This is a genomic window from Streptomyces sp. NPDC058796 (assembly GCF_042745235.1).
Classification (GTDB): domain Bacteria; phylum Actinomycetota; class Actinomycetes; order Streptomycetales; family Streptomycetaceae; genus Streptomyces.
This window is the reverse complement of the sequence record NZ_JBHYOP010000001.1, coordinates 85,148-107,055: the sequence shown is the minus strand read 5'-3', so window position 1 is coordinate 107,055 and position 21,908 is coordinate 85,148. Positions and strand designations below refer to the sequence as shown.

Sequence of the window (21,908 nt, the reverse complement as noted above, 5' to 3'; positions counted from 1 at the left end):
GGGTGCGTGTGGTGGATCGGGCGGGGGCGTGCGCGCCCCCGCCCGGGCGCGTCGCAGGGGCGTGCTCGGGCGGTCGAGGTGTGGGCCGCGCGTCCGACGACGGGGTTGCGCCTGTCCGTCGAGGGCTACGCGCGGCCGATCGGGGCGAGGACCGCGTCCGTGAGCCCCGCCAGGTCGTCGGGGGAGAGCTCGACCTCCAGTCCCCGACGGCCCGCCGAGACGCAGATCGTGGCGTGGCCCGACGCCGACGCGTCCAGGACCGTGGGCAGCCGCTTGCGCTGGCCCAGCGGGGAGATGCCGCCCCGCACGTAGCCCGTGGTCCGCTCGGCCAGGGCCGGGTCGGCCATCGCCGCGCGCTTGCCGCCCACCGCGGCCGCCAGTGCCTTCAGGTCCAGCTGGCCGGCCACCGGCACCACCGCGACGGTCAGGGCGCCGTCCACGTCCGCCACCAGCGTCTTGAAGACCCGCTCCGGACTGACGCCCATCGCCTCGGCCGCCTCCTCGCCGTAGGACGGGTGCGCGGGGTCGTGGTCGTACGCGTGGACCGTGTACGCCACCCCGGCCGCCGTCAGCGCCACCGTCGCCGGGGTGCCACCGGACTGCTGCTGCTTCCTGGACTTCTTCGCCATCCGGGCCAGTACCTCAGTTGAGACTCGTCGGGCCGCGCGTCAGGTCCGACGACGGCAACGACGGCAGCGTACGGATGATCGCGGTCTCCGAGCGAAGGAGTTTCAGCTCGTCGCGCAGGCGGGAAGCCGTGTCGGGGGCCTGGAGCAGGCGCTGCTTCGTCGGGGTGTCCAGCATCATCGCGGCGGCGACCAGGTAGGAGACCACGCCCGGCTCGTCCGGCAGCTCGGAGCCGGGCGACAGCGACCGCTCGCGGGCCCCCGCCAGCCGCTTCTGGTACTGGCGGAAGGATCGCAGCACCCCCTCGGCCAGCGCGCCCGCCTCGTCGCCGGGCTCCTCGTCCAGCGGCTCCAGCTCGGCCGTCAGGAACGGACCGGATGCCTCCACCGAGCGCAGCCGCACCCGGGTCGTGCCGGTCGCCAGCACCTCGAAGGTGCCGTCGGCGCGCTCGCGGATCGTCGCCGCGTCCGCGATGCAGCCCACCTTGTGGAAGGCCTTGAGCGGGTCGGGCCCGAACCCGGCCGCCGGGCCGACTTCGGGCAGCGCCGTCGGATCGGGCAGGCCGGGCGCGGTCCGGGCCACCTCGTGGCCGTCGCGGATCGCCACGACGGCGAACCGGCGCGGTTCGTCCTCGGGGGTCTTCAGCAACCCGCGCATCATGGCGCGATAGCGCTCCTCGAAGATGTTGAGCGGGAGCACCAGCCCCGGGAACAGAACCGAGTTCAGGGGGAAGAGCGGAAGCCGGACGGTGGTCACGACGCAGAAGCCTAATGGCCGTCCGCGCGGACGCGACCGCCGCGCCCACTTCGTGGATGACCTGAACCCGTCGTACCCGGTGCGGAGGCCGCCTGCGCGCGGACGTCCGCGCGCACCTGGAGAAAGCGGCCGAGGGGGTCCTCCGCGTCCTGGTCCCAGGGGAAGGAGGTGACGTACGGGCCGGTCAGACGCAGTTGCTCCGCCGCGTCCTGGAGGCGCTCCAGGCGCAGCAGGACGTACGCCAGGAGATTGCGCAGCCCGGCGGGCCACGGGTCGGCCGCCGGGTGGGCCGCCGAGAGGGCGATGGCCCGGTCGGCGGCCGCGTCCAGGCGGGCCCGGTGCGTGCCGGCCGGGCCGTCGGCGCCGCCCGCGGTGAGACAGGCGAAGGCCGCACGCAGGGGCAGCGCCCGCAGCAGCGAGTCCTCGGGCGCGTCCTGCGCGGCGGTCTCGGCGAAGTCCAGGCACTCGCGGTACGCGCCCGGCGAGGCGGCGGCCAGGTACTCCAGGGCGGACACGTGGCAGCCGTAGTGGTGCGGGGCCCGGCGTACCGCCTGCGCCCACAGCCGCTCGAACTCCGCGTGTCCGGCGCGGGCGCCCCGCGCGGCGTCCAGTGCGGTCCGCCACGGCACCGGGTCGCCTCCGGCGGCCTCGGCGGCGGCCGTCACCGCGGGGGCCACCTGGCGCAGCAGCTCCGCCCGGGCCGGCGAGTCCCAGTGGCGGTCCACCGTCAGCCGGCCCTCGACCAGCAGCGCGTCGGGGTCGCCCGGGGCGGCGGCGCGCCAGCTCTCCAGCCACTCGGTGCGGGAGCGGGCGAAGGCGGCGAGCCCGGTCGCGTAACGGTCCCGGTGCTCCCACTCGGCCCGCTCGCGGGTGGCGGCGAGGAGAGCGGCCGCGGGGGCGTGCTCACCGTGGGCCGCCGCGACCAGGGCGGGGGCGAGACGGTCGTCGGGGGCGTCGAGGAGCACGTCGTCGTCTTGGGCGGGCCGGGACGCCCGCGAGCGGGCCCGGGCCGCCGTCCGGAGGAACGCGCGCAGCATGGCCAGTACGACGGCCGACGCTTCGCGATGGTTGTGCGGTGGGCGCCGCCTTCGGCCGTTCGGGTGCGGGCCGTCCCGTCCTGGGCCCTCGCCGCCGGACGGGACGGCCATGGCCGGGAGCGGTGGTGCGGGAGGCGCGGGGCTGGTGCCGGGCGCGGTGGGGGCGGGGCCGGTCGTCCGGACGGTGCAGACGGCCACTGGCGGCCTGGTAGGGACCGCACGCCCCGCGCCGTGACGCGGAGCCGGCACCTCCGCGGCGAACCGTGTCACCCGAGCCGCCGGCCGAACGGCGCCCACGGAGGGCGCGGAGACCTGACCCGCACCCCGGAGGGCTCAGCTCCTGCGCAGCAGCCGTGTCGCCCCCGCCGCCACCGTCGTCGCCAGGATCCAGCCCAGCAGGATCAGGGCGGTCGCCAGCCACTGCCAGCCGTCGCGGAGCTGCCAGAAGCCGACCTGCCCCAGGTCGATGACCGGCAGGAGCAGGTCGAGGGCGAAGAGGGCCGGGTTCCAGTCCGGGTGTTCGCCGGCCTTCAGCGGGGGCGGGTCCGCGCGGGCGAAGGCGAGCGAGCCCGCCGCCCACAGCACCGCCATCCACACCGCCGCCCTGCCCGGCCGGTAGCCGTAGGCGACCGTCCAGTCCTGGGCGTACCCCACGAGCTTCGCGGCGACGGGCAGGCTCTCGCGGCGCCGGCGGTGCTTGGCGAGCAGCACCTCGCGGGCGTCCTCGTCCTCTCCGCCGGCCCGCAGCACGGCGGCGAGCCGCTCGTACGGCTCCGGGTTGTACTCGGCGGTCGCGGCGCCCACCCACCGCAGCCGCTTCTCCAGCGGGAACGGCCCCCGCGGCACCAGGTTCTCGTAGGCGAAGCCGCCCATGTGCAGCCGGCCGGGGCCGGGCCAGCTGTCCGCCCGGTCCATCAGGTTGACCACCCGCGCGCCCGACAGCACCACCCGCCCGCGCGCCGGCCGCTCGCCGAGGAAGCGCAGCTCGGGCGTCTGCACCCGGCGCAGCGACAACTCCTGGTCGTCGGTGAACGTGAACCGGGCGTGCTCGAAGTCGACGGCGTCGCCGAACCGCCCGTCGTCCAGCCGCACCCCGCCCTCGCACTCGAAGCGCTGGATGCGGGTGCCCTGGGCCGGGGTGGTGCCGCGCAGCAGCGGACTGCCCAGCCCGGCCGGAGTCATGTACAGCGTGCGCTCCACCGTCAGCTGCGGGGCGTTCAGCGCGTGCCGCGTGTACGGGTTGAGGAGCCGGGCGCCGCGCAGGCTCAGCGAGACGCCGACCTGGGCGCTGCGCAGGCTCACCTCGCCGTGCGACTCCAGCATCTCGGCCTGGAGGTCCTGCCCGACGGTCATGCCGTCCGCGGCTATCGAGCGGCCGCTGCGGTCCCGGTGCACGACCGCCTGGTTGAGCAGCAGGTCGGTGCCTATCTGGGCGTCGGTGAGCCGGATGCCGCTGCGGAACCGGCAGCGCGGCAGGTGCAGGTCGCCCTCGGTCTGCAGCCGGGCCGCCTCCAGGCGCGGCACGGAGCAGTCCACCATCCGCACCGTCGTGAAACGGGCCTCCGGCAGCACCACCTCCCGGTCGAAACGGCACGCCCGCAGCTCCACGTACGGATCCACCGTGCCGCCCGCGAGGTCCATCGTGTCGCTGATCCGCACGCCCACGAGCTGCAGCGAGGAGACCCGGCCCGCGAGCGCGGGCGGACCGTCGAGAAGCAGCCAGCACAGGATGCGGGCCCGCACGGTCCGCTCCGCCCCCCAGGGGTGCCCGCCGTGCGGGTCGTCCACGAGCGCGTCGCCGCTGGACAGGTCGTACACGCTGCCGTTGCGGAAGGCCTGCCACATGCCTGCCTCGGCGGCCGTCAGGTCGTCCGGCAGCTCTCCGTCACGGTGGCCGGCCCCCTCGGTCACGGCATTCACCCCCTCCCCAACTACTCGCCGGTCGCTCACCCTTCGTACAACCGTTCATGCCCACTGGGTGACCGGCCGAACACTCAAAGTGAGTACGAACTGCCGGGTCCGGCCACGGTCCGCGCCGAGCCGTCGCGTTCTGTATCAGCCATTGATACGCGCGGACGGTGTCCGACGCGGGTCTGAGAGAATTGGTTCCGTGATCTCCCGAATCGATCTGCGCGGCGACGCCCTCCCCGAGGGTCCCGCCCTGCGCGACCTGCTGCCCCGAGCCGACTTCGACGTCGCGGCCGCCCTGGACAAGGTGCGCCCGATCTGCGAAGCCGTGCATCATCGCGGCGACGCGGCGCTGATCGACTTCGCCGAGCAGTTCGACGGGGTCAGGCTCGACCGGGTGCGGGTCCCGGCCGCCGCGCTCACCCGCGCACTGGAGGAGCTGGACCCGGCCGTGCGGGCGGCTCTGGAGGAGTCCGTCCGCCGCGCCCGTCTCGTCCACCGCGAGCAGCGCCGCACCACGCACACCACCCAGGTCGTCCCCGGCGGCTCGGTCACCGAGAAGTGGGTGCCGGTCGACCGGGTCGGGCTGTACGCGCCGGGCGGCCGGTCCGTCTACCCGTCCTCCGTGATCATGAACGTGGTGCCCGCGCAGGAGGCCGGCGTCGAGTCGGTCGCCCTCGCCTCCCCGGCGCAGGCCGAGTTCGGCGGGCTCCCGCACCCCACGATCCTCGCCGCCTGCGCCCTGCTCGGCGTCGACGAGGTCTACGCGGCGGGCGGCGCCACCGCCGTCGCGATGTTCGCCTACGGCACCGAGTCCTGCCCGCCCGCCAACATGGTCACCGGCCCCGGCAACATCTGGGTCGCCGCCGCGAAGCGCTTCTTCACCGGCAAGATCGGCATCGACGCCGAGGCCGGCCCGACCGAGATCGCGATCCTCGCCGACTCCACCGCCGACCCGGTGCACGTCGCCTCCGACCTGATCAGCCAGGCCGAGCACGACCCGCTGGCCGCCGCCGTCCTGGTCACCGACTCCGTGGAGCTGGCGGACGCGGTCGAGCGGGAGCTGGAGCCCCAGGTCGCCGCCACCAAGCACGTCGACGACCGGATCGTCCCGGCGCTCAAGGGCCGCCAGTCCGCGATCGTCCTGGTCGACGGCCTGGACGAGGGCCTGCGGGTGGTCGACGCCTACGGCGCGGAGCACCTGGAGATCCAGACCGCCGACGCCGCCGCCGTCGCCGACCGCGTCCGCAACGCCGGCGCGATCTTCGTCGGCCCCTGGGCGCCCGTCTCGCTCGGCGACTACGCGGCCGGGTCCAACCACGTCCTGCCCACCGGCGGCTGCGCCTGCCACTCCTCGGGACTGTCCGTGCAGTCCTTCCTGCGCGGCATCCACATCGTCGACTACACGCGCGACGCCCTCGCCGAGGTCGCGCGCCACGTGGTGACGCTGGCGGAGGCGGAGGACCTGCCCGCGCACGGTGCGGCGATCAAGGCGAGGTTCGAGTGGAAGGTCCCGGAGAGCAAGTGACGTTCGGTATCGACGATCTCCCCGTACGGGACGAGCTGCGCGGCAAGTCCCCCTACGGCGCGCCCCAGCTGGACGTGCCGGTACGGCTGAACACCAACGAGAACCCGTACCCGCTGCCCGACGCGCTGGTCGAGCGGATCACCGAGCGCGTCCGCGAGGCCGCCCGCCACCTCAACCGCTACCCGGACCGGGACGCGGTCGAACTGCGCACCAGGCTCGCCGAGTACCTGACCGAGACCGCCGGGTACACCGTGGATCTCCGGGGCGTCTGGGCGGCCAACGGATCCAACGAGGTCATCCAGCAGCTGCTCCAGACCTTCGGCGGGCCCGGCCGCACCGCGATCGGCTTCGAGCCGTCGTACTCGATGCACGGCCTCATCGCGCGCGGTACCGGCACCGGCTGGATCTCCGGCCCGCGCCACGAGGACTTCACCATCGACGTGCCGGCCGCCGAGAAGGCGATCGCCGAGCACCGCCCGGACGTCGTCTTCATCACCACTCCCAACAACCCCACGGGCAACGCGGTCCCGGCCGAGACGGTCCTCGCCCTCTACGAGGCCGCACAGGCCGCCAAGCCCTCCATGGTCGTGGTCGACGAGGCCTACATCGAGTTCAGCCACGGTTCCTCGCTGCTGCCGCTGCTGGACGGCCGCCCGAACCTCGTCGTCTCCCGCACCATGTCGAAGGCGTTCGGCGCGGCGGGCCTGCGCCTCGGCTACCTCGCCGCGCACCCGGCCGTCGTCGACGCCGTCCAGCTCGTACGGCTGCCGTACCACCTGTCCGCCGTCACCCAGGCGACCGCGCTGGCCGCCCTGGAACACACCGGCACGCTGCTGAAGTACGTCGAGCAGCTCAAGGCCGAGCGGGACCGGCTGGTCGCCGAACTGCGCGCCATCGGCTACGAGGTGACCGAGTCCGACGCCAACTTCGTCCAGTTCGGACGGTTCGCGGACTCCCACCAGGCGTGGCGGCAGATCCTCGACCGGGGCGTCCTGGTCCGGGACAACGGCGTGCCGGGGTGGCTGCGGGTCACCGCCGGCACCCCGGAGGAGAACGACGCGTTCCTCGACGCGGTCCGTGAAGTCAAGAAGGAGCAGAACACATGAGCCGCGTGGGACGCGTGGAGCGCACGACCAAGGAGACCTCGGTCCTCGTCGAGATCGACCTCGACGGCACCGGCAAGACCGACATCGCCACCGGCGTCGGCTTCTACGACCACATGCTCGACCAGCTCGGCCGGCACGGTCTGTTCGACCTGACCGTGAAGACCGACGGCGACCTGCACATCGACTCCCACCACACCATCGAGGACACCGCCCTCGCGCTGGGCGCCGCCTTCAAGCAGGCCCTCGGCGACAAGGTGGGCATCTACCGCTTCGGCAACTGCACGGTCCCGCTGGACGAGTCCCTCGCCCAGGTCACCGTCGACCTCTCCGGCCGCCCCTACCTCGTGCACACCGAGCCCGAGAAGATGGCGCCGATGATCGGCGAGTACGACACCACGATGACCCGGCACATCCTGGAGTCCTTCGTCGCCCAGGCGCAGATCGCCCTGCACGTGCACGTGCCCTACGGGCGCAACGCGCACCACATCGTGGAGTGCCAGTTCAAGGCGCTGGCCCGCGCCCTGCGCTACGCCTCGGAGCGCGACCCGCGCGCGGCCGGCATCCTGCCCTCCACGAAGGGCGCGCTGTAACCCATGAACGGCACGTCCACCGCCCTGATCGTCGTCGGCCTGTTCTTCATCGGCGGCATCATCTCCTTCGCGAAGCAGCAGATGCCCAAGGGGCTGATCGTGCTGCTGTCCATCGGCGCCGCGATGTGTCTCCTCGCGGGCGTCCTGAGGCTGGAGGTGTGGAATTGACCTCTGCGAACTCCAAGCGGGTCGTCGTCTTCGACTACGGCTTCGGCAACGTCCGCTCCGCCGAGCGCGCCCTCGCGCGCGCGGGAGCCGACGTCGAGATCACCCGTGACTACGACAAGGCCATGAACGCCGAGGGGCTGCTGGTCCCCGGCGTCGGCGCCTTCGCCGCCTGCATGGACGGCCTCAGGGCCGCCCGCGGCGACTGGGTCGTCGAACGCCGGCTCGCCGGCGGGCGTCCGGTGATGGGCATCTGCGTCGGCATGCAGATCCTGTTCGCCCGCGGCATCGAGCACGGTGCGGAGGCCGAGGGCCTGGACGAGTGGCCCGGCACGGTCGGCCCCCTCCAGGCCGACGTGGTGCCCCACATGGGCTGGAACACCGTCGAGGCACCGGCCGACTCGCAGCTGTTCGCGGGCCTGGACGCGGACGCCCGCTTCTACTTCGTGCACTCCTACGCCGTCCACGACTGGTCCCTTCAGACGCACAACCCGCTGATCGCCGCGCCCAAGGTCACCTGGTCGACGCACGGCAAGCCCTTCGTGGCCGCCGTGGAGAACGGCGCCCTGTGGGCCACCCAGTTCCACCCCGAGAAGTCCGGCGACGCCGGCGCCCAGCTCCTCACCAACTGGATCGAGACCCTGTAGAGATGAGCAAGCTCGAACTCCTCCCCGCCGTCGACGTCCGCGACGGCCAGGCCGTCCGCCTGGTGCACGGCGAGTCCGGCACCGAGACCTCCTACGGCTCCCCGCTTCAGGCCGCCCTCGCCTGGCAGCGCTCCGGCGCCGAGTGGCTGCACCTGGTCGACCTGGACGCCGCCTTCGGCACCGGCGACAACCGCGAGCTGATCGCCGAGGTCGCGAAGGCGATGGACATCAAGGTGGAGCTGTCCGGCGGCATCCGCGACGACGACACCCTCGCCGCCGCCCTCGCCACCGGCTGCACCCGCGTGAACCTCGGCACGGCCGCCCTGGAGACCCCCGAGTGGGTCGCCAAGGTCATCGCCGAGCACGGTGACAAGATCGCGGTGGGTCTGGACGTACGGGGCACCACGCTCCGGGGCCGCGGCTGGACCCGCGACGGCGGCGACCTCTACGAGACGCTGGACCGCCTGAACAAGGAGGGCTGCGCCCGCTACGTCGTCACCGACATCGCCAAGGACGGCACCCTCCAGGGCCCCAACCTGGACCTCCTCAAGAACGTCTGCGCGGCCACCGACCGCCCGGTCGTCGCGTCGGGCGGCGTGTCGTCCCTGGACGACCTGCGCGCGATCGCCTCTCTCGTCCCGGACGGTGTCGAGGGGGCCATCGTCGGGAAGGCCCTGTACGCGAAGGCGTTCACCCTGGAAGAAGCCTTGGAGGCTGTGTCGCCATGACATCCGAAGCCGTACGGCGCGTGCAGAGCGGAAGTCCCTGGGAAGATTCTTTCGGTTTCGCACGTGCCGTGGCGGCGGGTGATCGTGTCATCGTGGCGGGCACGACCGCCTTCAAGGGCGACATGCTGTACGGCGAGGGCGACCCGTACGAACAGGCGAAGGTGGCCTTCGGCACGGCCATCGACGCGATCGGCGAGTTCGGGCTCGGGATCGAGTCCGTGATCCGGACCCGGGTGAATCTGGCGCACTCCCGGGACGTCGACGAGGTGGGCCGCGCCCACAAGGAGCTGTTCGACGCCGTACGTCCGGTCACGACCCTGCTGGTCGTGCAGGGCTTCATCGACTCCCGGGTGCTGGTGTCGGTGGAGCTGGAAGCATTCAGAGCGCAGTAGAGCGCAGAGCGCAAGCAAGAGGCATCGAAGGAGCCGTGGATTCATGACCCTGGCGGTCCGAGTCATCCCCTGCCTGGACGTGGACAACGGCCGGGTCGTCAAGGGCGTCAACTTCCAGAACCTGCGCGACGCGGGCGACCCCGTCGAGATGGCCAAGGTGTACGACGCCGAAGGCGCCGACGAGCTGACGTTCCTGGACATCACCGCCTCGTCGGGCGACCGCGAGACGACCTACGACGTGGTGCGCCGCACCGCCGAGCAGGTGTTCATCCCGCTGACCGTCGGCGGCGGTGTGCGCACCGCCGAGGACGTCGACAAGCTGCTGCGGGCCGGCGCGGACAAGGTGGGTGTGAACACGGCCGCCATCGCCCGCCCCGACCTGATCCGCGAGATCGCCGAGCGCTTCGGCCGCCAGGTCCTCGTCCTGTCGGTCGACGCCCGCCGCACCGAGGCCGGCACCTTCGAGGTGACCACGCACGGCGGCCGGCGCGGCACCGGTATCGACGCGGTGGAGTGGGCGCACCGCGCCGCCGAACTGGGCGCCGGCGAGATCCTGCTCAACTCGATGGACGCGGACGGCACGAAGGACGGCTACGACCTGGAGATGCTGGCCGCGGTCCGGGGGCACGTCACCGTCCCCGTGATCGCCTCGGGCGGCGCGGGCACCCTCGCCCACTTCGCCCCCGCGGTCGAGGCGGGCGCGGACGCGGTCCTGGCGGCGTCCGTCTTCCACTTCGGCGACCTGCGGATCGGGCAGGTGAAGGAGACGCTGCGGGGGGCGGGGCACCCTGTTCGGTAGTTCGGGGCGTCCCTCTTGGTAGTGAGGGCGGTAGTGGTCGCGGTTGCGGTCCCGCTAAGGTGCTCATATGCCAGGGATCACGATTGAGTTCACTGAGGAAGAGCTGGCCGAGCTGCGCGCGGAGGCCAAGGAGCAGGGCGTCGCGATCAAACGGCTCGCGCACGACATACTGACCGAGGACGTGGTGCGCCGGCGGCAGAAGCAGCGGTTCGTGGAGGGGGCATCGAAGAAGGCCCGCGAGATCATGGCCGACTTCGAGGAGCGTTTCCCGAGGGGACTTCGGTGACGCTGTACGTCGACACCGGCTGGGTTCTCAACATCCAGGTGAACGTGTCACCGCGGAACACGCCGATCCGGGACTGGGGCGCGTTGCACTGCATGGTCGAGCGGCACAGGTACGAACGGGTCGCGGGCGAGGCCTACTACGAGGAGGTTCCCGCGCGAGCCGCGACGTTCCTGCACACCGCGCTGCGGCTGAGGCCCTTCACCGACTACAACGCTTCCATCGGTGTGGCCTGCGCCTGGGAGTACATGGAGCAGTCAGGGATGCCCTTCGAGCTGCCGTACGGGGAGATGGCCAAACTCGTCTCCGACGTCCGCAGCGACGAGGCCGACCTCAATGAGACCGCCCGCCTGCTCCGCGACTGGGCTGCATGACCCGGTGACCGACCTCACCGACATAGCCGCCGGCCGGGCCCGCGCCACCGCCGACCGCCCCGCCCACCGCGACCCCAACGTGCTGCGCTGGGTCGCCGCCTACACCGCCTCCATGGTCGGGGACACCGTCTTCTACCTGGCGCTGTCCTGGGCCGCCGTGCAGAACGGCAGTCCCGCCCAGGCCGGGATCGTCACCGCCGTGAGCGCGGTGCCGCGGGCGCTGCTCATGCTGGGCGGCGGGGTGGTCGCCGACCGGTTCGGGCCCCGGCGGGTCGTCATCGGCAGTGACGCCGTACGGTGCGTCACCGTGCTGGCGGTCGCCGCCGTGCTCTTCGCGACCGAGCCGGGGCTGTGGCTCCTCGCCCTGCTCGCCGTCGTCTTCGGCACCGTCGATGCCGTGTTCATGCCCGCGGTGGGGGCTCTCCCGGCGCGGATCACCGGCAAGGACCAGCTCGCCCGCGTCCAGGGCATGCGCGGCCTCGCCATCCGGTTCGCGGCCGTCGTGGGCGCCCCGCTGGGCGGGCTCGGCGTGGCGGTCGGCGGCGCGGCGGCGGCCTTCGCGGGTGCGGGGCTGCTGATCGCCGTGTCCGTGCCGCTGCTGGTTTCCGTACGGACGCGCGAGGTGCCGGCCGACGGGACGACCGGCACGCCCGCCGCGCGGGACACCACCGCCTGGCGGGACCTGGTGGGCGGTCTCCGCTACGTCCGGCGCCACCGCGTCCTCGGCCCGCTGATGGTCACCATCGCCCTCGGCGACCTCGGCTTCGTCGGCCCCCTCAACGTCGGCCTCACCCTGCTCGCCGACGAGCGGGGCTGGGGCGCCTCCGGGATGGGCTGGGTGCTCGCGGGGTTCGGGACGGGCGCCGGGGCCGCCGCCCTGCTGCTGACCGTGCGGGGACGCGTGCCGCGCGCCGGGTGCGTCGGCGCCGGTGCCCTCGTCCCCGGCGCGGCGGCGATCGGCGCCCTGCCGCACGCGCCCGGCCTCCCCGCGGCCGTCGGCATCGCCGTGGCCGTCGGGCTGCTCACCGGGTTCAGCGGCGCCATGTGCGGGGCGCTGCTGCAGACCCAGTCCGAGCCCGCCTACCTCGGCCGCGTCACCGCCGTCGGCGGCATCGTCAGCCTGGGCGTCGCACCGCTGAGCATGCCGCTGTCCGCCGCCGCCGTCGGCGTCTGGGGCACCGGCCCGGTCTTCGCCGTCAGCGCCGCGGTGTGCGCCCTCGGCGGGGTCGTCGCCCTCGCCGCGCCGGGCGTACGGCGCGCGGAACTGCCCGGATAGCGGCCCGGGCCGCCTCAGATCCCCAGCTGCTTCGCCTCGTGCAGCTTGGCGATCGCGTCCTCCTCGCCCTCCAGCTCCACCTTGGCCGCGCTCTGCCGCCCGTACGCGAACAGCAGCAGCTCGGACGGCTCGCCCGTCGCCGTCACCACCGGCGTGCCCCGGTGGGCGACCGTCGTCTGGCCGTTCGGGCGGCGCAGCACCAGGCCGGTCGGGATGCCCCGGCCCATCAGCCGCGCGGCGCGCTCCAGCCGGGACCACAGGGCGTCCTGGAAGACCGGGTCCAGCTCGCGCGGCGACCAGTCCGGCTGGGCGCGGCGGACGTCCTCGGTGTGGACGTAGAACTCCACCGTGTTCGCCGCCTCGTCGACCTGCTTGAGCTGGAAGGGGGAGAAGCGGGGAGGGCCCGTGCGGATCAGCTGGAGCAGCTCGTCGTACGGCTTCGCGCCGTACTCGTCCATGACCCGGTCCAGCCGGGACGCCAGCTGCTTGATCAAGGTGCCCCCGGCGGCGTCCGGCCGGCGCTCGCGCACCACCACGTGGGCGGCGAGGTCCCGGGTGCGCCAGCCCTCGCAGAGCGTGGGCGCGTCCGGCCCCGCCGTCTCCAACAGGTCCGCGAGCAGAAGTCGTTCACGCTTGGCGAAAGTCGACATGGAGTCAGCCTACGGCCGTCCGGCGGGTCCGCCCAATGGACGGCGCCGATGCGTGTCAGCCCCGCGCGGCACAATGGGCGCATGACCAGCAGCTCCTCCACCGACGGCAGCTCCCGGCGGCCCAGCCCGCTCGCCCCGCAGATCGCCGACCGCCTCAAGCGCAGCGCCGACGGCCTCCTGCCCGCCATCGCCCAGCAGTACGACACCGGGGAGGTGCTGATGCTCGGCTGGATGGACGACGAGGCACTGCACCGCACGCTGACGACCGGTCGCTGCACCTACTGGTCGCGCAGCCGCCAGGAGTACTGGGTCAAGGGCGACACCTCGGGGCACTTCCAGTGGGTGAAGTCGGTCGCCCTGGACTGCGACGCCGACACCGTCCTGGTCAAGGTCGACCAGGTCGGCGCCGCCTGCCACACCGGCGCCCGCACCTGCTTCGACGCCGACGTGCTGCTCGACGCGGGTGCGGACGGCACGGATTCCGGCACGCCCGGCGCGGATCAGTAGGGTCTGCCCACATGGACCACATGGACCACAGGGACCGCATGGACGTCATGGACCTCGACACCTTCCGCAAGCTGGCCGCCGACCGCCGGGTGATCCCGGTCAGCCGCAAGCTCCTCGCCGACGGCGACACCCCGGTCGCGCTCTACCGCAAGCTCGCCGCCGAACGCCCCGGTACCTTCCTCCTGGAGTCGGCGGAGAACGGCCGCACAGCGTTCCAGTGGTCCCGGTACTCCTTCGTCGGAGTCCGCAGCGCCGCCACCCTCACCGAGAAGGGCGGGCAGGCCCACTGGCAGGGCACCCCGCCCGTCGGCGTCCCCACCGACGGCGACCCGCTCGCCGCCCTGCGCGCCACCGTCGAGGCCCTGCACACCCCGCGCGACCTCGCCCACGACCTGGGCCTGCCACCCTTCACCGGCGGCATGGTCGGCTACCTCGGCTACGACATCGTGCGCCGCCTGGAGAAGGTCGGCCCCGGCGAGCGCGACGATCTGAAGCTCCCCGAGCTGACCATGCTCCTCACCAGCGACCTCGCCGTCATGGACCACTGGGAGGGCTCGGTCCTGCTGATCGCCAACGCGATCAACCACAACGACCTGGAGACCGGCGTCGACGAGGCCTACGCCGACGCGATCGCCCGCCTGGACGCCATGGAGGCCGACCTCACGCGCGCGGTCGCCCAGCCCCCGGCCGCCCTCCCGCCGTCCGAGCTGCCCGAGTACACGGCGCTGTGGGGCGGCCCCGACTTCCAGGACGCCGTCGAGGACATCAAGGAGCGCATCCGCGCGGGCGAGGCCTTCCAGGTCGTCCCCTCCCAGCGCTTCGAGACACCGTGCACGGCGAGCGCGCTGGACGTGTACCGGGTGCTGCGGGCCACCAACCCCTCCCCGTACATGTACCTGCTCCGCCTCGACGGCTTCGACGTCGTCGGATCGTCGCCGGAGGCGCTGGTCAAGGTCGAGGACGGGCGCGCCATGGTCCACCCCATCGCCGGGACCCGTCCCCGGGGCGCCACCCCGCAGGAGGACCAGGCCCTCGCCGAGGAACTGCTCGCCGACCCCAAGGAGCGCGCCGAGCACCTGATGCTCGTCGACCTCGGCCGCAACGACCTGGGGCGGGTCTGCGAACCCGGCTCCGTGGAGGTCGTCGACTTCATGTCCGTCGAGCGGTACTCGCACGTCATGCACATCGTCTCGACGGTCACCGGCCGCGTCGCCGCCGGCCGCACCGCCTTCGACGTCCTCACCGCCTGCTTCCCGGCCGGCACCCTCTCCGGCGCCCCCAAGCCGCGCGCCCTGCAGATCATCGACGAACTCGAACCGTCCCGGCGCGGCCTGTACGGCGGCTGCGTCGGCTACCTCGACTTCGCGGGCGACTCCGACACCGCCATCGCCATCCGCACCGCCCTGCTGCGCGACGGCACCGCCTACGTCCAGGCCGGCGCCGGCGTCGTCGCCGACTCCGACCCGGTCGCCGAGGACACCGAGTGCCGCAACAAGGCCGCGGCGGTGCTCCGCGCGGTGCACACGGCCAGCCGGCTGGGACGGTAGGGCCATTCTCACGCCACGGATTCCGAACCCCGGGTGACGGTTCGCCCGGGGTTCGGGTGATAGTGGAGTACGTGACAGCTGTTCCTCACCCCCGTACCCCAGCCGCAGGACCCGCCCGGTCCGGCCGCCGGAGCCTCGCCGTCGCCCTGCTGTGCGGCGCGCTCGGTGCCGGCGTCGCCCTGCTCGCCACCCGGCAGGAGTGGTCGGAGGGCACCGCGACGGTGGCCGGCGGCGCGTTCCCGCTGACCGCCAGGGGCAGCGACGTCACGGGCGTGCCCGCGGCGCTCGCCATAGTCGGCCTCGCCGCGCTCGTCGCCGTCTTCGCCGTGCGCCGCACCGGCCGGTTCGCGGTCGCCGCCGTGCTCGCGCTGAGCGGCGCGGGCACCGTCGTCGCGGCCCTGGCCGGCGCTTCCGACAGTTCCGCCCTGGACGACAAGGCCGCCGAGGCCGCCGGCGACACCTCGGCCACCGTGGAGGCCCTCACCCACACCGCCTGGCCGTACGTCGCGGCCGCCGGCGGCGCCCTGCTGCTGCTGGCCGGGCTGCTCGCCCTGCGCTACGGACGACTGTGGCCCGCGATGTCCGGCCGCTACGAGCGCGACGGCACGCCGCGTCCGCGCCGGGGGCCGCAGACCGTCGACCCGGACCGCCCCGAGGACCTCTGGAAGGCCCTCGACCGCGGCGAGGACCCGACCGGCGCCTGACCCGCGGTTCACCCGCCCCCCTCCTGGGCACCCGGACGAGACCGGCGCCACGCACGCGAGGGGAGCACCCCCGCTCACGGCGCGCGCGCCCGTGCGGGACAATGATCCCGAGCGTCCTGCTCAGACTTGGCACACAGCAACGAGGAGCAAGCAATGGCGGGCAGCAGCCACGGTCACACCCCGGCCGCCTGGACGGGTGTCATCATCGCCTTCATCGGTTTCTGCATCGCGGGCGTGTTCATGGTGGCGGCCCAGCCGGTGGGCTTCTGGGCCGGCATGGCGGTCGTCCTCCTCGGCGGTGCCGTGGGCGGCATCATGCGCATGATGGGCCTCGGCCAGCCGCGCCACACCCACCCCGTGCACCAGGTCGCCGGCGACAGCAAGCCGGTCGGCGCCAAGGGCTGACCGGCGACGGCACCCCCCGAGGGGCGGACCGGCACGAGCGCGCCGGACCGCCCCTCGCGTGCGTGCGGGGCCGCCCGGAGGCAGAATGCCCGGCGTGGACGCCGAGACCGGGAAACCGACGCCGAGCAGGACCCCCACCCAGGCAACGACCGTGACCCGGGGCACGGCGGAGCCCCCCGCTGCGGCTCGCGGACCCGCCCTCCTCGGACGCCTGGCCGTCCCGGCCGCCGTGCTCGCGACCGTGGCCGGCGCCTTCGCCTACGTCGGAAGCGTGGACCCCAACGAACCCGGCCACTACCCCGTCTGCCCCCTGCTGCGCTTCACGGGCGTCCTCTGCCCCGGCTGCGGCGGCCTGCGCAGCGCCCACGCCTTCGTCCACGGAGACGTGGCGGCCGCACTGCAGGCCAACGCCCCGGCCGTCCTCGCCTACCTCGGCCTCGCCGTGCTCTGGGCCGTCTGGGTGGTCCGCGCGGCGCGCGGCCGGCCGATGCGGATCGACCTCGGTCCGGTCCACCTGTGGGCGGCGGGCGCGCTGATGCTGGCCTTCACGGTTGTCCGGAACCTGCCGTTCGGTGGCTGGCTCCGTCCTTGATCATCCGCCGGGTGTCCAGGTAGTGGAACCAGGGCCAACCGGATGCGGGACCGCCGCTCCGCTCCGGATACCATCGCAGTGACCATACGTTCCGATACGTACCGCCGTCTGAAAGGGGGCCGCTCGCGTGAGTGTGCTCGACGAGATCATCGACGGAGTCCGTGCCGACCTCGCGGAGCGGCAGGCGCGCGTCAGCCTCGACGAGCTCAAGGAGCGCGCGGCCAAGGCACGCCCCGCCAAGGACGGCGTGTCCGCCCTGCGCGGCGACGGCGTCAAGGTCATCTGCGAGGTCAAGCGCTCCAGCCCGTCCAAGGGCGCGCTGGCCGCCATCGCCGACCCGGCCGGCCTCGCCGCGGACTACGAGGCGGGCGGCGCCGCCGTCATCTCCGTCCTGACCGAGCAGCGCCGCTTCGGCGGCTCGCTGGCCGACCTGGAGGCCGTCCGCGCCCGCGTGGACATCCCGGTCCTGCGCAAGGACTTCATCGTCACCTCGTACCAGCTCTGGGAGGCCCGCGCGCACGGCGCCGACCTGGTACTGCTGATCGTCGCGGCCCTGGAGCAGCCGGCCCTGGAGTCGCTGATCGAGCGCGCCGAGTCCATCGGACTGACCCCGCTCGTCGAGGTCCACGACGAGGACGAGGTCGAGCGCGCGGTGGACGCCGGCGCCAAGGTCATCGGCGTCAACGCGCGCAACCTGAAGACGCTGGAGGTCGACCGCGGCACTTTCGAGCGGGTCGCCCCGGAGATTCCCGCGCACATCGTCAAGGTCGCCGAGTCCGGCGTCCGCGGCCCGCACGACCTCATCGCCTACGCCAACGAGGGCGCCGACGCCGTCCTGGTCGGCGAGTCCCTGGTCACCGGCCGCGACCCCAAGACCGCCGTCGCCGACCTGGTCGCCGCCGGCGAACATCCGGCACTGCGCCACGGCCGGGGCTGACATCCCGGTAGGCTGACCCCCATGACGCTTCCGCTCACCCCGGCCCCCCGGGACCCGTACGCGCGCCTGGCGCGCGGCTGCCGCCCCCGCGGCTGCCGCGCCCCCGCCCGCCGGGTCCACGGCCGCCGGGTGCGGTACGTCATCGGAGACGAGCCCGGCCAGGTGAACGGCATGCGATGGCCTCAGCGCCCCGTAAGGGGCGCGGGACTCCACTGATTCTGCGACTCCGTCGCGTGGACGCGAGCAACCAGCGACGGCCCGCAGCCTGATGACCCCCGCCCCCACGGCGAATCTGCCCAGACCAGACACTCACCGTGAGGTTCACGCATGCCCAGCAACTTCTTCATCCCCGACCCGCAGGGTCGAACCCCCAGCCCCGAAGGCTACTTCGGGGCGTACGGCGGCAAGTTCATCCCCGAGGCCCTCGTCGCCGCGGTCGACGAGGTGGCCGTCGAGTACGACAAGGCCAAGTCCGACCCCGAGTTCGCCCGGGAGCTGGACGACCTCCTCGTCCACTACACCGGCCGCCCCTCGTCCCTCACCGAGGTCCCCCGCTTCGCCGCCGAAGCCGGCGGAGCCAGGATCTTCCTCAAGCGCGAGGACCTGAACCACACCGGCTCGCACAAGATCAACAACGTGCTCGGCCAGGCCCTGCTCACCAGGCGCATGGGCAAGACCCGAGTGATCGCCGAGACCGGCGCAGGCCAGCACGGCGTGGCCACGGCCACCGCCTGCGCGCTCTTCGGCCTGGACTGCACGATCTACATGGGCGAGATCGACACCCGCCGCCAGGCCCTCAACGTGGCCCGCATGCGCATGCTGGGCGCCGAGGTCATCGCCGTGAAGTCGGGCAGCCGCACGCTGAAGGACGCGATCAACGAGGCGTTCCGCGACTGGGTCGCCAACGTCGACCGCACCCACTACCTCTTCGGCACCGTCGCAGGCCCCCACCCCTTCCCCGCGATGGTGCGCGACTTCCACCGCGTCATCGGTGTCGAGGCCCGCCGCCAGCTCCTGGAGCAGGCCGGACGCCTTCCCGACGCCGCGATCGCCTGCGTCGGCGGCGGCTCCAACGCCATCGGCCTCTTCCACGCCTTCATCCCCGACGCGGACGTCCGCCTCATCGGCTGCGAGCCGGCCGGGCACGGCGTGGAGACCGGCGAGCACGCGGCCACCCTGACCGCGGGCGAGCCCGGCATCCTGCACGGCTCCCGGTCCTACGTCCTCCAGGACGACGAGGGCCAGATCACCGAGCCGTACTCGATCTCGGCCGGCCTCGACTACCCGGGCATCGGCCCCGAGCACGCCTACCTCAAGGACTCCGGCCGCGGCGAGTACCGCGCGGTCACCGACGACGCCGCCATGCAGGCGCTGCGCCTGCTGTCGCGCACCGAGGGCATCATCCCGGCCATCGAGTCCGCGCACGCGCTGGCCGGCGCCCTGGAGGTCGGCAGGGAGCTGGGCGAGGACGGGCTGATCGTCGTCAACCTGTCCGGCCGCGGCGACAAGGACATGGACACCGCCGCCCGCTACTTCGGGCTGTACGACACCGACGCCGAGGTCGCAGAGGATGCCTCCGGCGCCGCCGAGATCGAGGGGGACGCCAAGTGAGCGGGAACGTACGGCTGCTGGACGAGACCCTCGCCGCGGCGAAGGCCGAGGGCCGCTCCGCCCTCATCGCCTACCTCCCGGCCGGCTTCCCGACCGTGGACGGCGGCATCGCGGCGATCAAGGCCGCGCTCGACGGCGGCGCCGACGTCGTCGAGGTCGGCCTGCCGCACAGCGACCCGGTGCTCGACGGCCCGGTCATCCAGACCGCCGACGACATCGCCCTGCGCGGCGGCGTGAAGATCGCCGACGTGATGCGCACCGTCCGGGAGGCCCACGCGGCCACCGGCAAGCCGATCCTCGTCATGACGTACTGGAACCCCATCGACCGCTACGGCGTGGAGCGCTTCACCACCGAGCTGGCCGAGGCGGGCGGCGCCGGGTGCATCCTGCCCGACCTGCCGGTCCAGGAGTCGGCGCTGTGGCGGGAGCACGCCGACAAGCACGGTCTCGCCACGGTCTTCGTGGTCGCGCCCAGCAGCAAGGACGCGCGGCTCGCCGAGATCACCGCGGCCGGCAGCGGCTTCGTCTACGCCGCCTCCCTGATGGGCGTCACCGGCACCCGCGAAACCGTCGGCGCGCAGGCCGAGGACCTGGTGCGACGCACCCGCGCCACCACCGGCACCCCCGTCTGCGTCGGGCTCGGCGTCTCCAACGCCGCCCAGGCCGCGGAGGTCGCCCGATTCGCCGACGGCGTGATCGTCGGCTCGGCGTTCGTCAAGCGCATGCTGGACGCCCCCGACGACGCGGCCGGCGTGGAGGGCGTCCGCGCGCTCGCCGCCGACCTGGCGAAGGGCGTGCGCGGACAGGCCTGACGACACGCATGTGACAGGGGTCCCTCGTACGGGTGGTCCTGGGACCGGGGAGGCGCGGTGCGCCTCCCCGGTTCGTTCTGCGGGGTGTGAGCGAGAAGAACCGAGAGGGAAAGCGCACCGCCCGCCAGAAGCTTGCGGCCGAGCGCGAGAAGCAGAAGTCCAGGGACAAGCGCCGCCGCGCGCTGATCGTCGGCGCCAGCGTGGTGGGCGTCCTGGGGCTGGCGGCCGTGGTCGGCGTCATCGCCGCCAACACGGGCAAGGACGACACCGAGGCGTCCGGTCCGGTCGTGGCGCCCTCGGGCGCGCAGGGCAAGGACAGCCTCGCCATCCCGGTCGGCAAGGAGAGCGCCCAGTCGACTCTCGTCATCTGGGAGGACTTCCGCTGCCCGGCCTGCAAGGCCTTCGAGCTGGCGTACCGGGACACGATCCACGAGCTCACCGACGCCGGGCAGCTCAAGGTCGAGTACCACCTGGCGACCATCATCGACGGCAACATGGGCGGCACCGGCTCCCGCAAGGCCGCCAACGCCGCGGCCTGCGCCCAGGACGCCGGCGAGTTCCCGGCCTACCACGACGTGCTGTTCACCAACCAGCCCGCCGAGACCGACGACGCCTACGCCGACGAGGACAAGCTGATCGACCTGGCGGGCAAGGTCGACGGCCTCGACACCACCCTCTTCCAGGAGTGCGTGAAGAACGGCACGCACAACAGCTGGGTGGAGAAGTCCAACGAGGCCTTCCGCACCGGCGGCTTCAGCGGCACGCCCACCGTCCTCCTGGACGGCAAGAACATCTACCAGGACCGCTCCATGACCCCGGCGAAGCTCAAGCAGCTGGTGGAGGACGCCAACAAGTGAGGGACGGTGTTACGGACCCGTAGCCGGGCTGCCCGCCGCGGGTACCGCCCGACACGGTAGCGTCGACCCTGCCATGGAACTTGCCTTCATTCCCAGCCCGTCGAGCGGGGTGCTGTACCTCGGCCCCGTTCCGCTGCGCGGCTACGCGTTCTGCATCATCATCGGTGTCTTCGTCGCCGTCTGGCTCGGCAACAGGCGCTGGATCGCCCGCGGCGGCCGGGCCGGCACGGTGGCCGACATCGCTGTCTGGGCCGTTCCCTTCGGTCTGATCGGCGGCCGGCTCTACCACGTGATCACGGACTACCAGCTGTACTTCAGCGAGGGCCGTGACTGGGTCGACGCCTTCAAGATCTGGGAGGGCGGACTCGGCATCTGGGGCGCGATCGCCTTCGGTGCGCTGGGCGCCTGGATCGGCGCCCGGCGCCGGGGCATCCCGATGCCCGCCTACGCGGACGCCGTCGCTCCCGGCATCGCCCTCGCGCAGGCCATCGGCCGCTGGGGCAACTGGTTCAACCAGGAGCTCTACGGCAAGGCCACCGACCTGCCCTGGGCCGTGGAGATCACCTCCTCGGCCGACGGACGGGTGCCCGGCACGTACCACCCGACCTTCCTGTACGAGTCCCTGTGGTGCATCGGCGTCGCCGTGCTCGTCATCTGGGCCGACCGCCGCTTCAAGCTGGGCCACGGACGGGCGTTCGCCCTGTACGTCGCGGCCTACTGCGCGGGCCGCTTCTGGATCGAGTACATGCGCGTCGACGACGCCCACCACATCCTGGGCCTGCGGCTGAACAACTGGACAGCGCTGTTCGTCTTCCTGCTCGCCGTGGTGTACATCGTGCTCTCGGCGCGGATGCGGCCTGGCCGGGAGGCCGTGGTCGAGCCCGGCGCGGAAGCGACCGGCGGCGACGCCGTGGCGGCGGACGCGGACAGCGACTCGGAGAACTCCCAGCACCCCGAGGGCGACGGATCGGCGGACGCCGGGGACGCCGGGGACACAGAGGCCGCCAGGGGCGCCGAGGACGCCGCCAAGGACGTGAAGGACGGGGCCGACTCCGCCAAGAAGGGCTGAC

General features: G+C 73.1%; 27 protein-coding genes. 22 read left to right on the top strand and 5 right to left on the bottom strand.

Annotated features, from left to right (window positions below; translation table 11 throughout):
* Positions 1-125 precede the first annotated feature (125 nt).
* The 4 genes from ybaK to ACFW47_RS00480 form a co-directional block, all read right to left on the bottom strand.
* On the bottom strand, positions 126-629 hold the full coding sequence (gene ybaK / locus ACFW47_RS00495; protein WP_386304188.1) for a Cys-tRNA(Pro) deacylase: 504 nt from the start codon (positions 627-629) through the stop codon (positions 126-128).
* A 13-nt stretch (positions 630-642) separates the two neighbouring features.
* The gene (locus ACFW47_RS00490) at positions 643-1,383 is read right to left on the bottom strand and encodes an LON peptidase substrate-binding domain-containing protein (protein WP_386282651.1); all 741 of its coding nucleotides are present in this window, start codon (positions 1,381-1,383) and stop codon (positions 643-645) included.
* 11 nt (positions 1,384-1,394) lie between these two features.
* Positions 1,395-2,420, bottom strand: a complete 1,026-nt coding sequence (locus ACFW47_RS00485) for a hypothetical protein (protein WP_386282938.1) — start codon at positions 2,418-2,420, stop codon at positions 1,395-1,397.
* A gap of 333 nt (positions 2,421-2,753) precedes the next feature.
* Complete coding sequence (locus ACFW47_RS00480; protein WP_386282649.1) at positions 2,754-4,331, bottom strand: oxidoreductase; 1,578 nt, start codon at positions 4,329-4,331, stop codon at positions 2,754-2,756.
* A gap of 199 nt (positions 4,332-4,530) precedes the next feature.
* Here ACFW47_RS00480 and hisD point away from each other — a divergent pair, with 199 nt between their 5' ends.
* From hisD to ACFW47_RS00425, 11 genes are all read left to right on the top strand, one after another.
* Complete coding sequence (gene hisD / locus ACFW47_RS00475) at positions 4,531-5,856, top strand: histidinol dehydrogenase (RefSeq protein ID WP_386282647.1); 1,326 nt, start codon at positions 4,531-4,533, stop codon at positions 5,854-5,856.
* Positions 5,853-6,962: a histidinol-phosphate transaminase gene (locus ACFW47_RS00470; protein WP_386282645.1), complete on the top strand. Its 1,110-nt coding sequence runs from the start codon at positions 5,853-5,855 to the stop codon at positions 6,960-6,962. The genes hisD and ACFW47_RS00470 overlap by 4 nt, the downstream gene beginning before the upstream one ends.
* Positions 6,959-7,552 carry an imidazoleglycerol-phosphate dehydratase HisB gene (gene hisB, locus ACFW47_RS00465; protein ID WP_019328035.1) on the top strand — a complete coding sequence of 198 codons (594 nt, stop codon included), beginning with the start codon at positions 6,959-6,961 and terminating at the stop codon, positions 7,550-7,552. Before ACFW47_RS00470 ends, hisB begins: the two co-directional genes overlap by 4 nt.
* Positions 7,553-7,555: 3 nt before the next feature.
* Positions 7,556-7,720 (top strand): hypothetical protein, encoded by a 165-nt coding sequence (locus tag ACFW47_RS00460; RefSeq protein WP_386282642.1) that lies wholly within the window; start codon positions 7,556-7,558, stop codon positions 7,718-7,720.
* Positions 7,711-8,364, top strand: a complete 654-nt coding sequence (gene hisH / locus ACFW47_RS00455) for an imidazole glycerol phosphate synthase subunit HisH (RefSeq protein ID WP_386282639.1) — start codon at positions 7,711-7,713, stop codon at positions 8,362-8,364. Before ACFW47_RS00460 ends, hisH begins: the two co-directional genes overlap by 10 nt.
* 2 nt (positions 8,365-8,366) lie before the next feature.
* Positions 8,367-9,092 (top strand): bifunctional 1-(5-phosphoribosyl)-5-((5-phosphoribosylamino)methylideneamino)imidazole-4-carboxamide isomerase/phosphoribosylanthranilate isomerase PriA, encoded by a 726-nt coding sequence (gene priA, locus ACFW47_RS00450; RefSeq protein ID WP_386282637.1) that lies wholly within the window; start codon positions 8,367-8,369, stop codon positions 9,090-9,092.
* Entirely contained in the window at positions 9,089-9,484 is a 396-nt protein-coding gene (locus ACFW47_RS00445; RefSeq protein WP_386304185.1) for a RidA family protein, read from the top strand. Before priA ends, ACFW47_RS00445 begins: the two co-directional genes overlap by 4 nt.
* A 43-nt stretch (positions 9,485-9,527) precedes the next feature.
* Complete coding sequence (hisF, locus tag ACFW47_RS00440; protein ID WP_272585349.1) at positions 9,528-10,283, top strand: imidazole glycerol phosphate synthase subunit HisF; 756 nt, start codon at positions 9,528-9,530, stop codon at positions 10,281-10,283.
* A gap of 67 nt (positions 10,284-10,350) precedes the next feature.
* Complete coding sequence (locus tag ACFW47_RS00435; protein WP_102932556.1) at positions 10,351-10,569, top strand: hypothetical protein; 219 nt, start codon at positions 10,351-10,353, stop codon at positions 10,567-10,569.
* Positions 10,566-10,940, top strand: coding sequence for a hypothetical protein (locus ACFW47_RS00430; protein ID WP_386282631.1), 375 nt, complete (start codon positions 10,566-10,568; stop codon positions 10,938-10,940). Before ACFW47_RS00435 ends, ACFW47_RS00430 begins: the two co-directional genes overlap by 4 nt.
* Positions 10,941-10,944: 4 nt before the next feature.
* A complete protein-coding gene (locus ACFW47_RS00425; RefSeq protein WP_386304182.1) occupies positions 10,945-12,216 on the top strand; it encodes an MFS transporter in 1,272 nt (423 codons plus the stop codon).
* A 14-nt stretch (positions 12,217-12,230) separates the two neighbouring features.
* On the opposite strand, the gene ACFW47_RS00420 is transcribed toward ACFW47_RS00425, so the two are convergent.
* Positions 12,231-12,866, bottom strand: coding sequence for a TIGR03085 family metal-binding protein (locus ACFW47_RS00420; RefSeq protein ID WP_386304180.1), 636 nt, complete (start codon positions 12,864-12,866; stop codon positions 12,231-12,233).
* A gap of 81 nt (positions 12,867-12,947) precedes the next feature.
* On the opposite strand from ACFW47_RS00420, the gene hisI reads away from it, so the two are divergent.
* From hisI to lgt, 11 genes are all read left to right on the top strand, one after another.
* A complete protein-coding gene (gene hisI / locus ACFW47_RS00415) occupies positions 12,948-13,373 on the top strand; it encodes a phosphoribosyl-AMP cyclohydrolase (RefSeq protein ID WP_386282625.1) in 426 nt (141 codons plus the stop codon).
* A gap of 47 nt (positions 13,374-13,420) precedes the next feature.
* Positions 13,421-14,920: an anthranilate synthase component I gene (locus ACFW47_RS00410; protein ID WP_386304806.1), complete on the top strand. Its 1,500-nt coding sequence runs from the start codon at positions 13,421-13,423 to the stop codon at positions 14,918-14,920.
* Between the two features lie 62 nt (positions 14,921-14,982).
* Positions 14,983-15,624 carry a TIGR02234 family membrane protein gene (locus ACFW47_RS00405; RefSeq protein ID WP_386282623.1) on the top strand — a complete coding sequence of 214 codons (642 nt, stop codon included), beginning with the start codon at positions 14,983-14,985 and terminating at the stop codon, positions 15,622-15,624.
* Between the two features lie 153 nt (positions 15,625-15,777).
* Positions 15,778-16,029: an HGxxPAAW family protein gene (locus ACFW47_RS00400; RefSeq protein WP_272585344.1), complete on the top strand. Its 252-nt coding sequence runs from the start codon at positions 15,778-15,780 to the stop codon at positions 16,027-16,029.
* An 85-nt stretch (positions 16,030-16,114) separates the two neighbouring features.
* A complete protein-coding gene (locus tag ACFW47_RS00395; RefSeq protein ID WP_386282621.1) occupies positions 16,115-16,621 on the top strand; it encodes a DUF2752 domain-containing protein in 507 nt (168 codons plus the stop codon).
* A 127-nt stretch (positions 16,622-16,748) separates the two neighbouring features.
* Positions 16,749-17,558 carry an indole-3-glycerol phosphate synthase TrpC gene (gene trpC, locus ACFW47_RS00390; protein WP_073721889.1) on the top strand — a complete coding sequence of 270 codons (810 nt, stop codon included), beginning with the start codon at positions 16,749-16,751 and terminating at the stop codon, positions 17,556-17,558.
* A 21-nt stretch (positions 17,559-17,579) separates the two neighbouring features.
* Entirely contained in the window at positions 17,580-17,774 is a 195-nt protein-coding gene (gene trpM / locus ACFW47_RS00385; protein ID WP_386304176.1) for a tryptophan biosynthesis modulator TrpM, read from the top strand.
* Between the two features lie 111 nt (positions 17,775-17,885).
* Positions 17,886-19,169, top strand: a complete 1,284-nt coding sequence (trpB, locus tag ACFW47_RS00380) for a tryptophan synthase subunit beta (RefSeq protein ID WP_386282615.1) — start codon at positions 17,886-17,888, stop codon at positions 19,167-19,169.
* Positions 19,166-19,981: a tryptophan synthase subunit alpha gene (gene trpA / locus ACFW47_RS00375; protein WP_386282612.1), complete on the top strand. Its 816-nt coding sequence runs from the start codon at positions 19,166-19,168 to the stop codon at positions 19,979-19,981. The genes trpB and trpA overlap by 4 nt, the downstream gene beginning before the upstream one ends.
* Before the next feature lie 86 nt (positions 19,982-20,067).
* Complete coding sequence (locus ACFW47_RS00370; RefSeq protein ID WP_386282609.1) at positions 20,068-20,838, top strand: DsbA family protein; 771 nt, start codon at positions 20,068-20,070, stop codon at positions 20,836-20,838.
* 73 nt (positions 20,839-20,911) lie between these two features.
* On the top strand, positions 20,912-21,907 hold the full coding sequence (lgt, locus tag ACFW47_RS00365) for a prolipoprotein diacylglyceryl transferase (protein WP_386304173.1): 996 nt from the start codon (positions 20,912-20,914) through the stop codon (positions 21,905-21,907).
* Position 21,908: the final 1 nt, after the last annotated feature.

Excerpts from the sequence above, each read along its gene's own strand:
- ybaK (WP_386304188.1), bottom strand. The coding sequence starts at position 629 with ATGGCGAAGAAGTCCAGGAAGCAGCAGCAGTCCGGTGGCACCCCGGCG.
- ACFW47_RS00485 (WP_386282938.1), bottom strand. The coding sequence starts at position 2,420 with ATGCTGCGCGCGTTCCTCCGGACGGCGGCCCGGGCCCGCTCGCGGGCG.
- hisB (WP_019328035.1), top strand. The coding sequence starts at position 6,959 with ATGAGCCGCGTGGGACGCGTGGAGCGCACGACCAAGGAGACCTCGGTC.
- ACFW47_RS00460 (WP_386282642.1), top strand. The coding sequence starts at position 7,556 with ATGAACGGCACGTCCACCGCCCTGATCGTCGTCGGCCTGTTCTTCATC.
- priA (WP_386282637.1), top strand. The coding sequence starts at position 8,367 with ATGAGCAAGCTCGAACTCCTCCCCGCCGTCGACGTCCGCGACGGCCAG.
- ACFW47_RS00445 (WP_386304185.1), top strand. The coding sequence starts at position 9,089 with ATGACATCCGAAGCCGTACGGCGCGTGCAGAGCGGAAGTCCCTGGGAA.
- hisF (WP_272585349.1), top strand. The coding sequence starts at position 9,528 with ATGACCCTGGCGGTCCGAGTCATCCCCTGCCTGGACGTGGACAACGGC.
- ACFW47_RS00435 (WP_102932556.1), top strand. The coding sequence starts at position 10,351 with ATGCCAGGGATCACGATTGAGTTCACTGAGGAAGAGCTGGCCGAGCTG.
- ACFW47_RS00420 (WP_386304180.1), bottom strand. The coding sequence starts at position 12,866 with ATGTCGACTTTCGCCAAGCGTGAACGACTTCTGCTCGCGGACCTGTTG.
- hisI (WP_386282625.1), top strand. The coding sequence starts at position 12,948 with ATGACCAGCAGCTCCTCCACCGACGGCAGCTCCCGGCGGCCCAGCCCG.
- ACFW47_RS00410 (WP_386304806.1), top strand. The coding sequence starts at position 13,421 with ATGGACCTCGACACCTTCCGCAAGCTGGCCGCCGACCGCCGGGTGATC.
- ACFW47_RS00400 (WP_272585344.1), top strand. The coding sequence starts at position 15,778 with ATGGCGGGCAGCAGCCACGGTCACACCCCGGCCGCCTGGACGGGTGTC.
- ACFW47_RS00395 (WP_386282621.1), top strand. The coding sequence starts at position 16,115 with ATGCCCGGCGTGGACGCCGAGACCGGGAAACCGACGCCGAGCAGGACC.
- trpM (WP_386304176.1), top strand. The coding sequence starts at position 17,580 with ATGACGCTTCCGCTCACCCCGGCCCCCCGGGACCCGTACGCGCGCCTG.
- trpB (WP_386282615.1), top strand. The coding sequence starts at position 17,886 with ATGCCCAGCAACTTCTTCATCCCCGACCCGCAGGGTCGAACCCCCAGC.
- lgt (WP_386304173.1), top strand. The coding sequence starts at position 20,912 with ATGGAACTTGCCTTCATTCCCAGCCCGTCGAGCGGGGTGCTGTACCTC.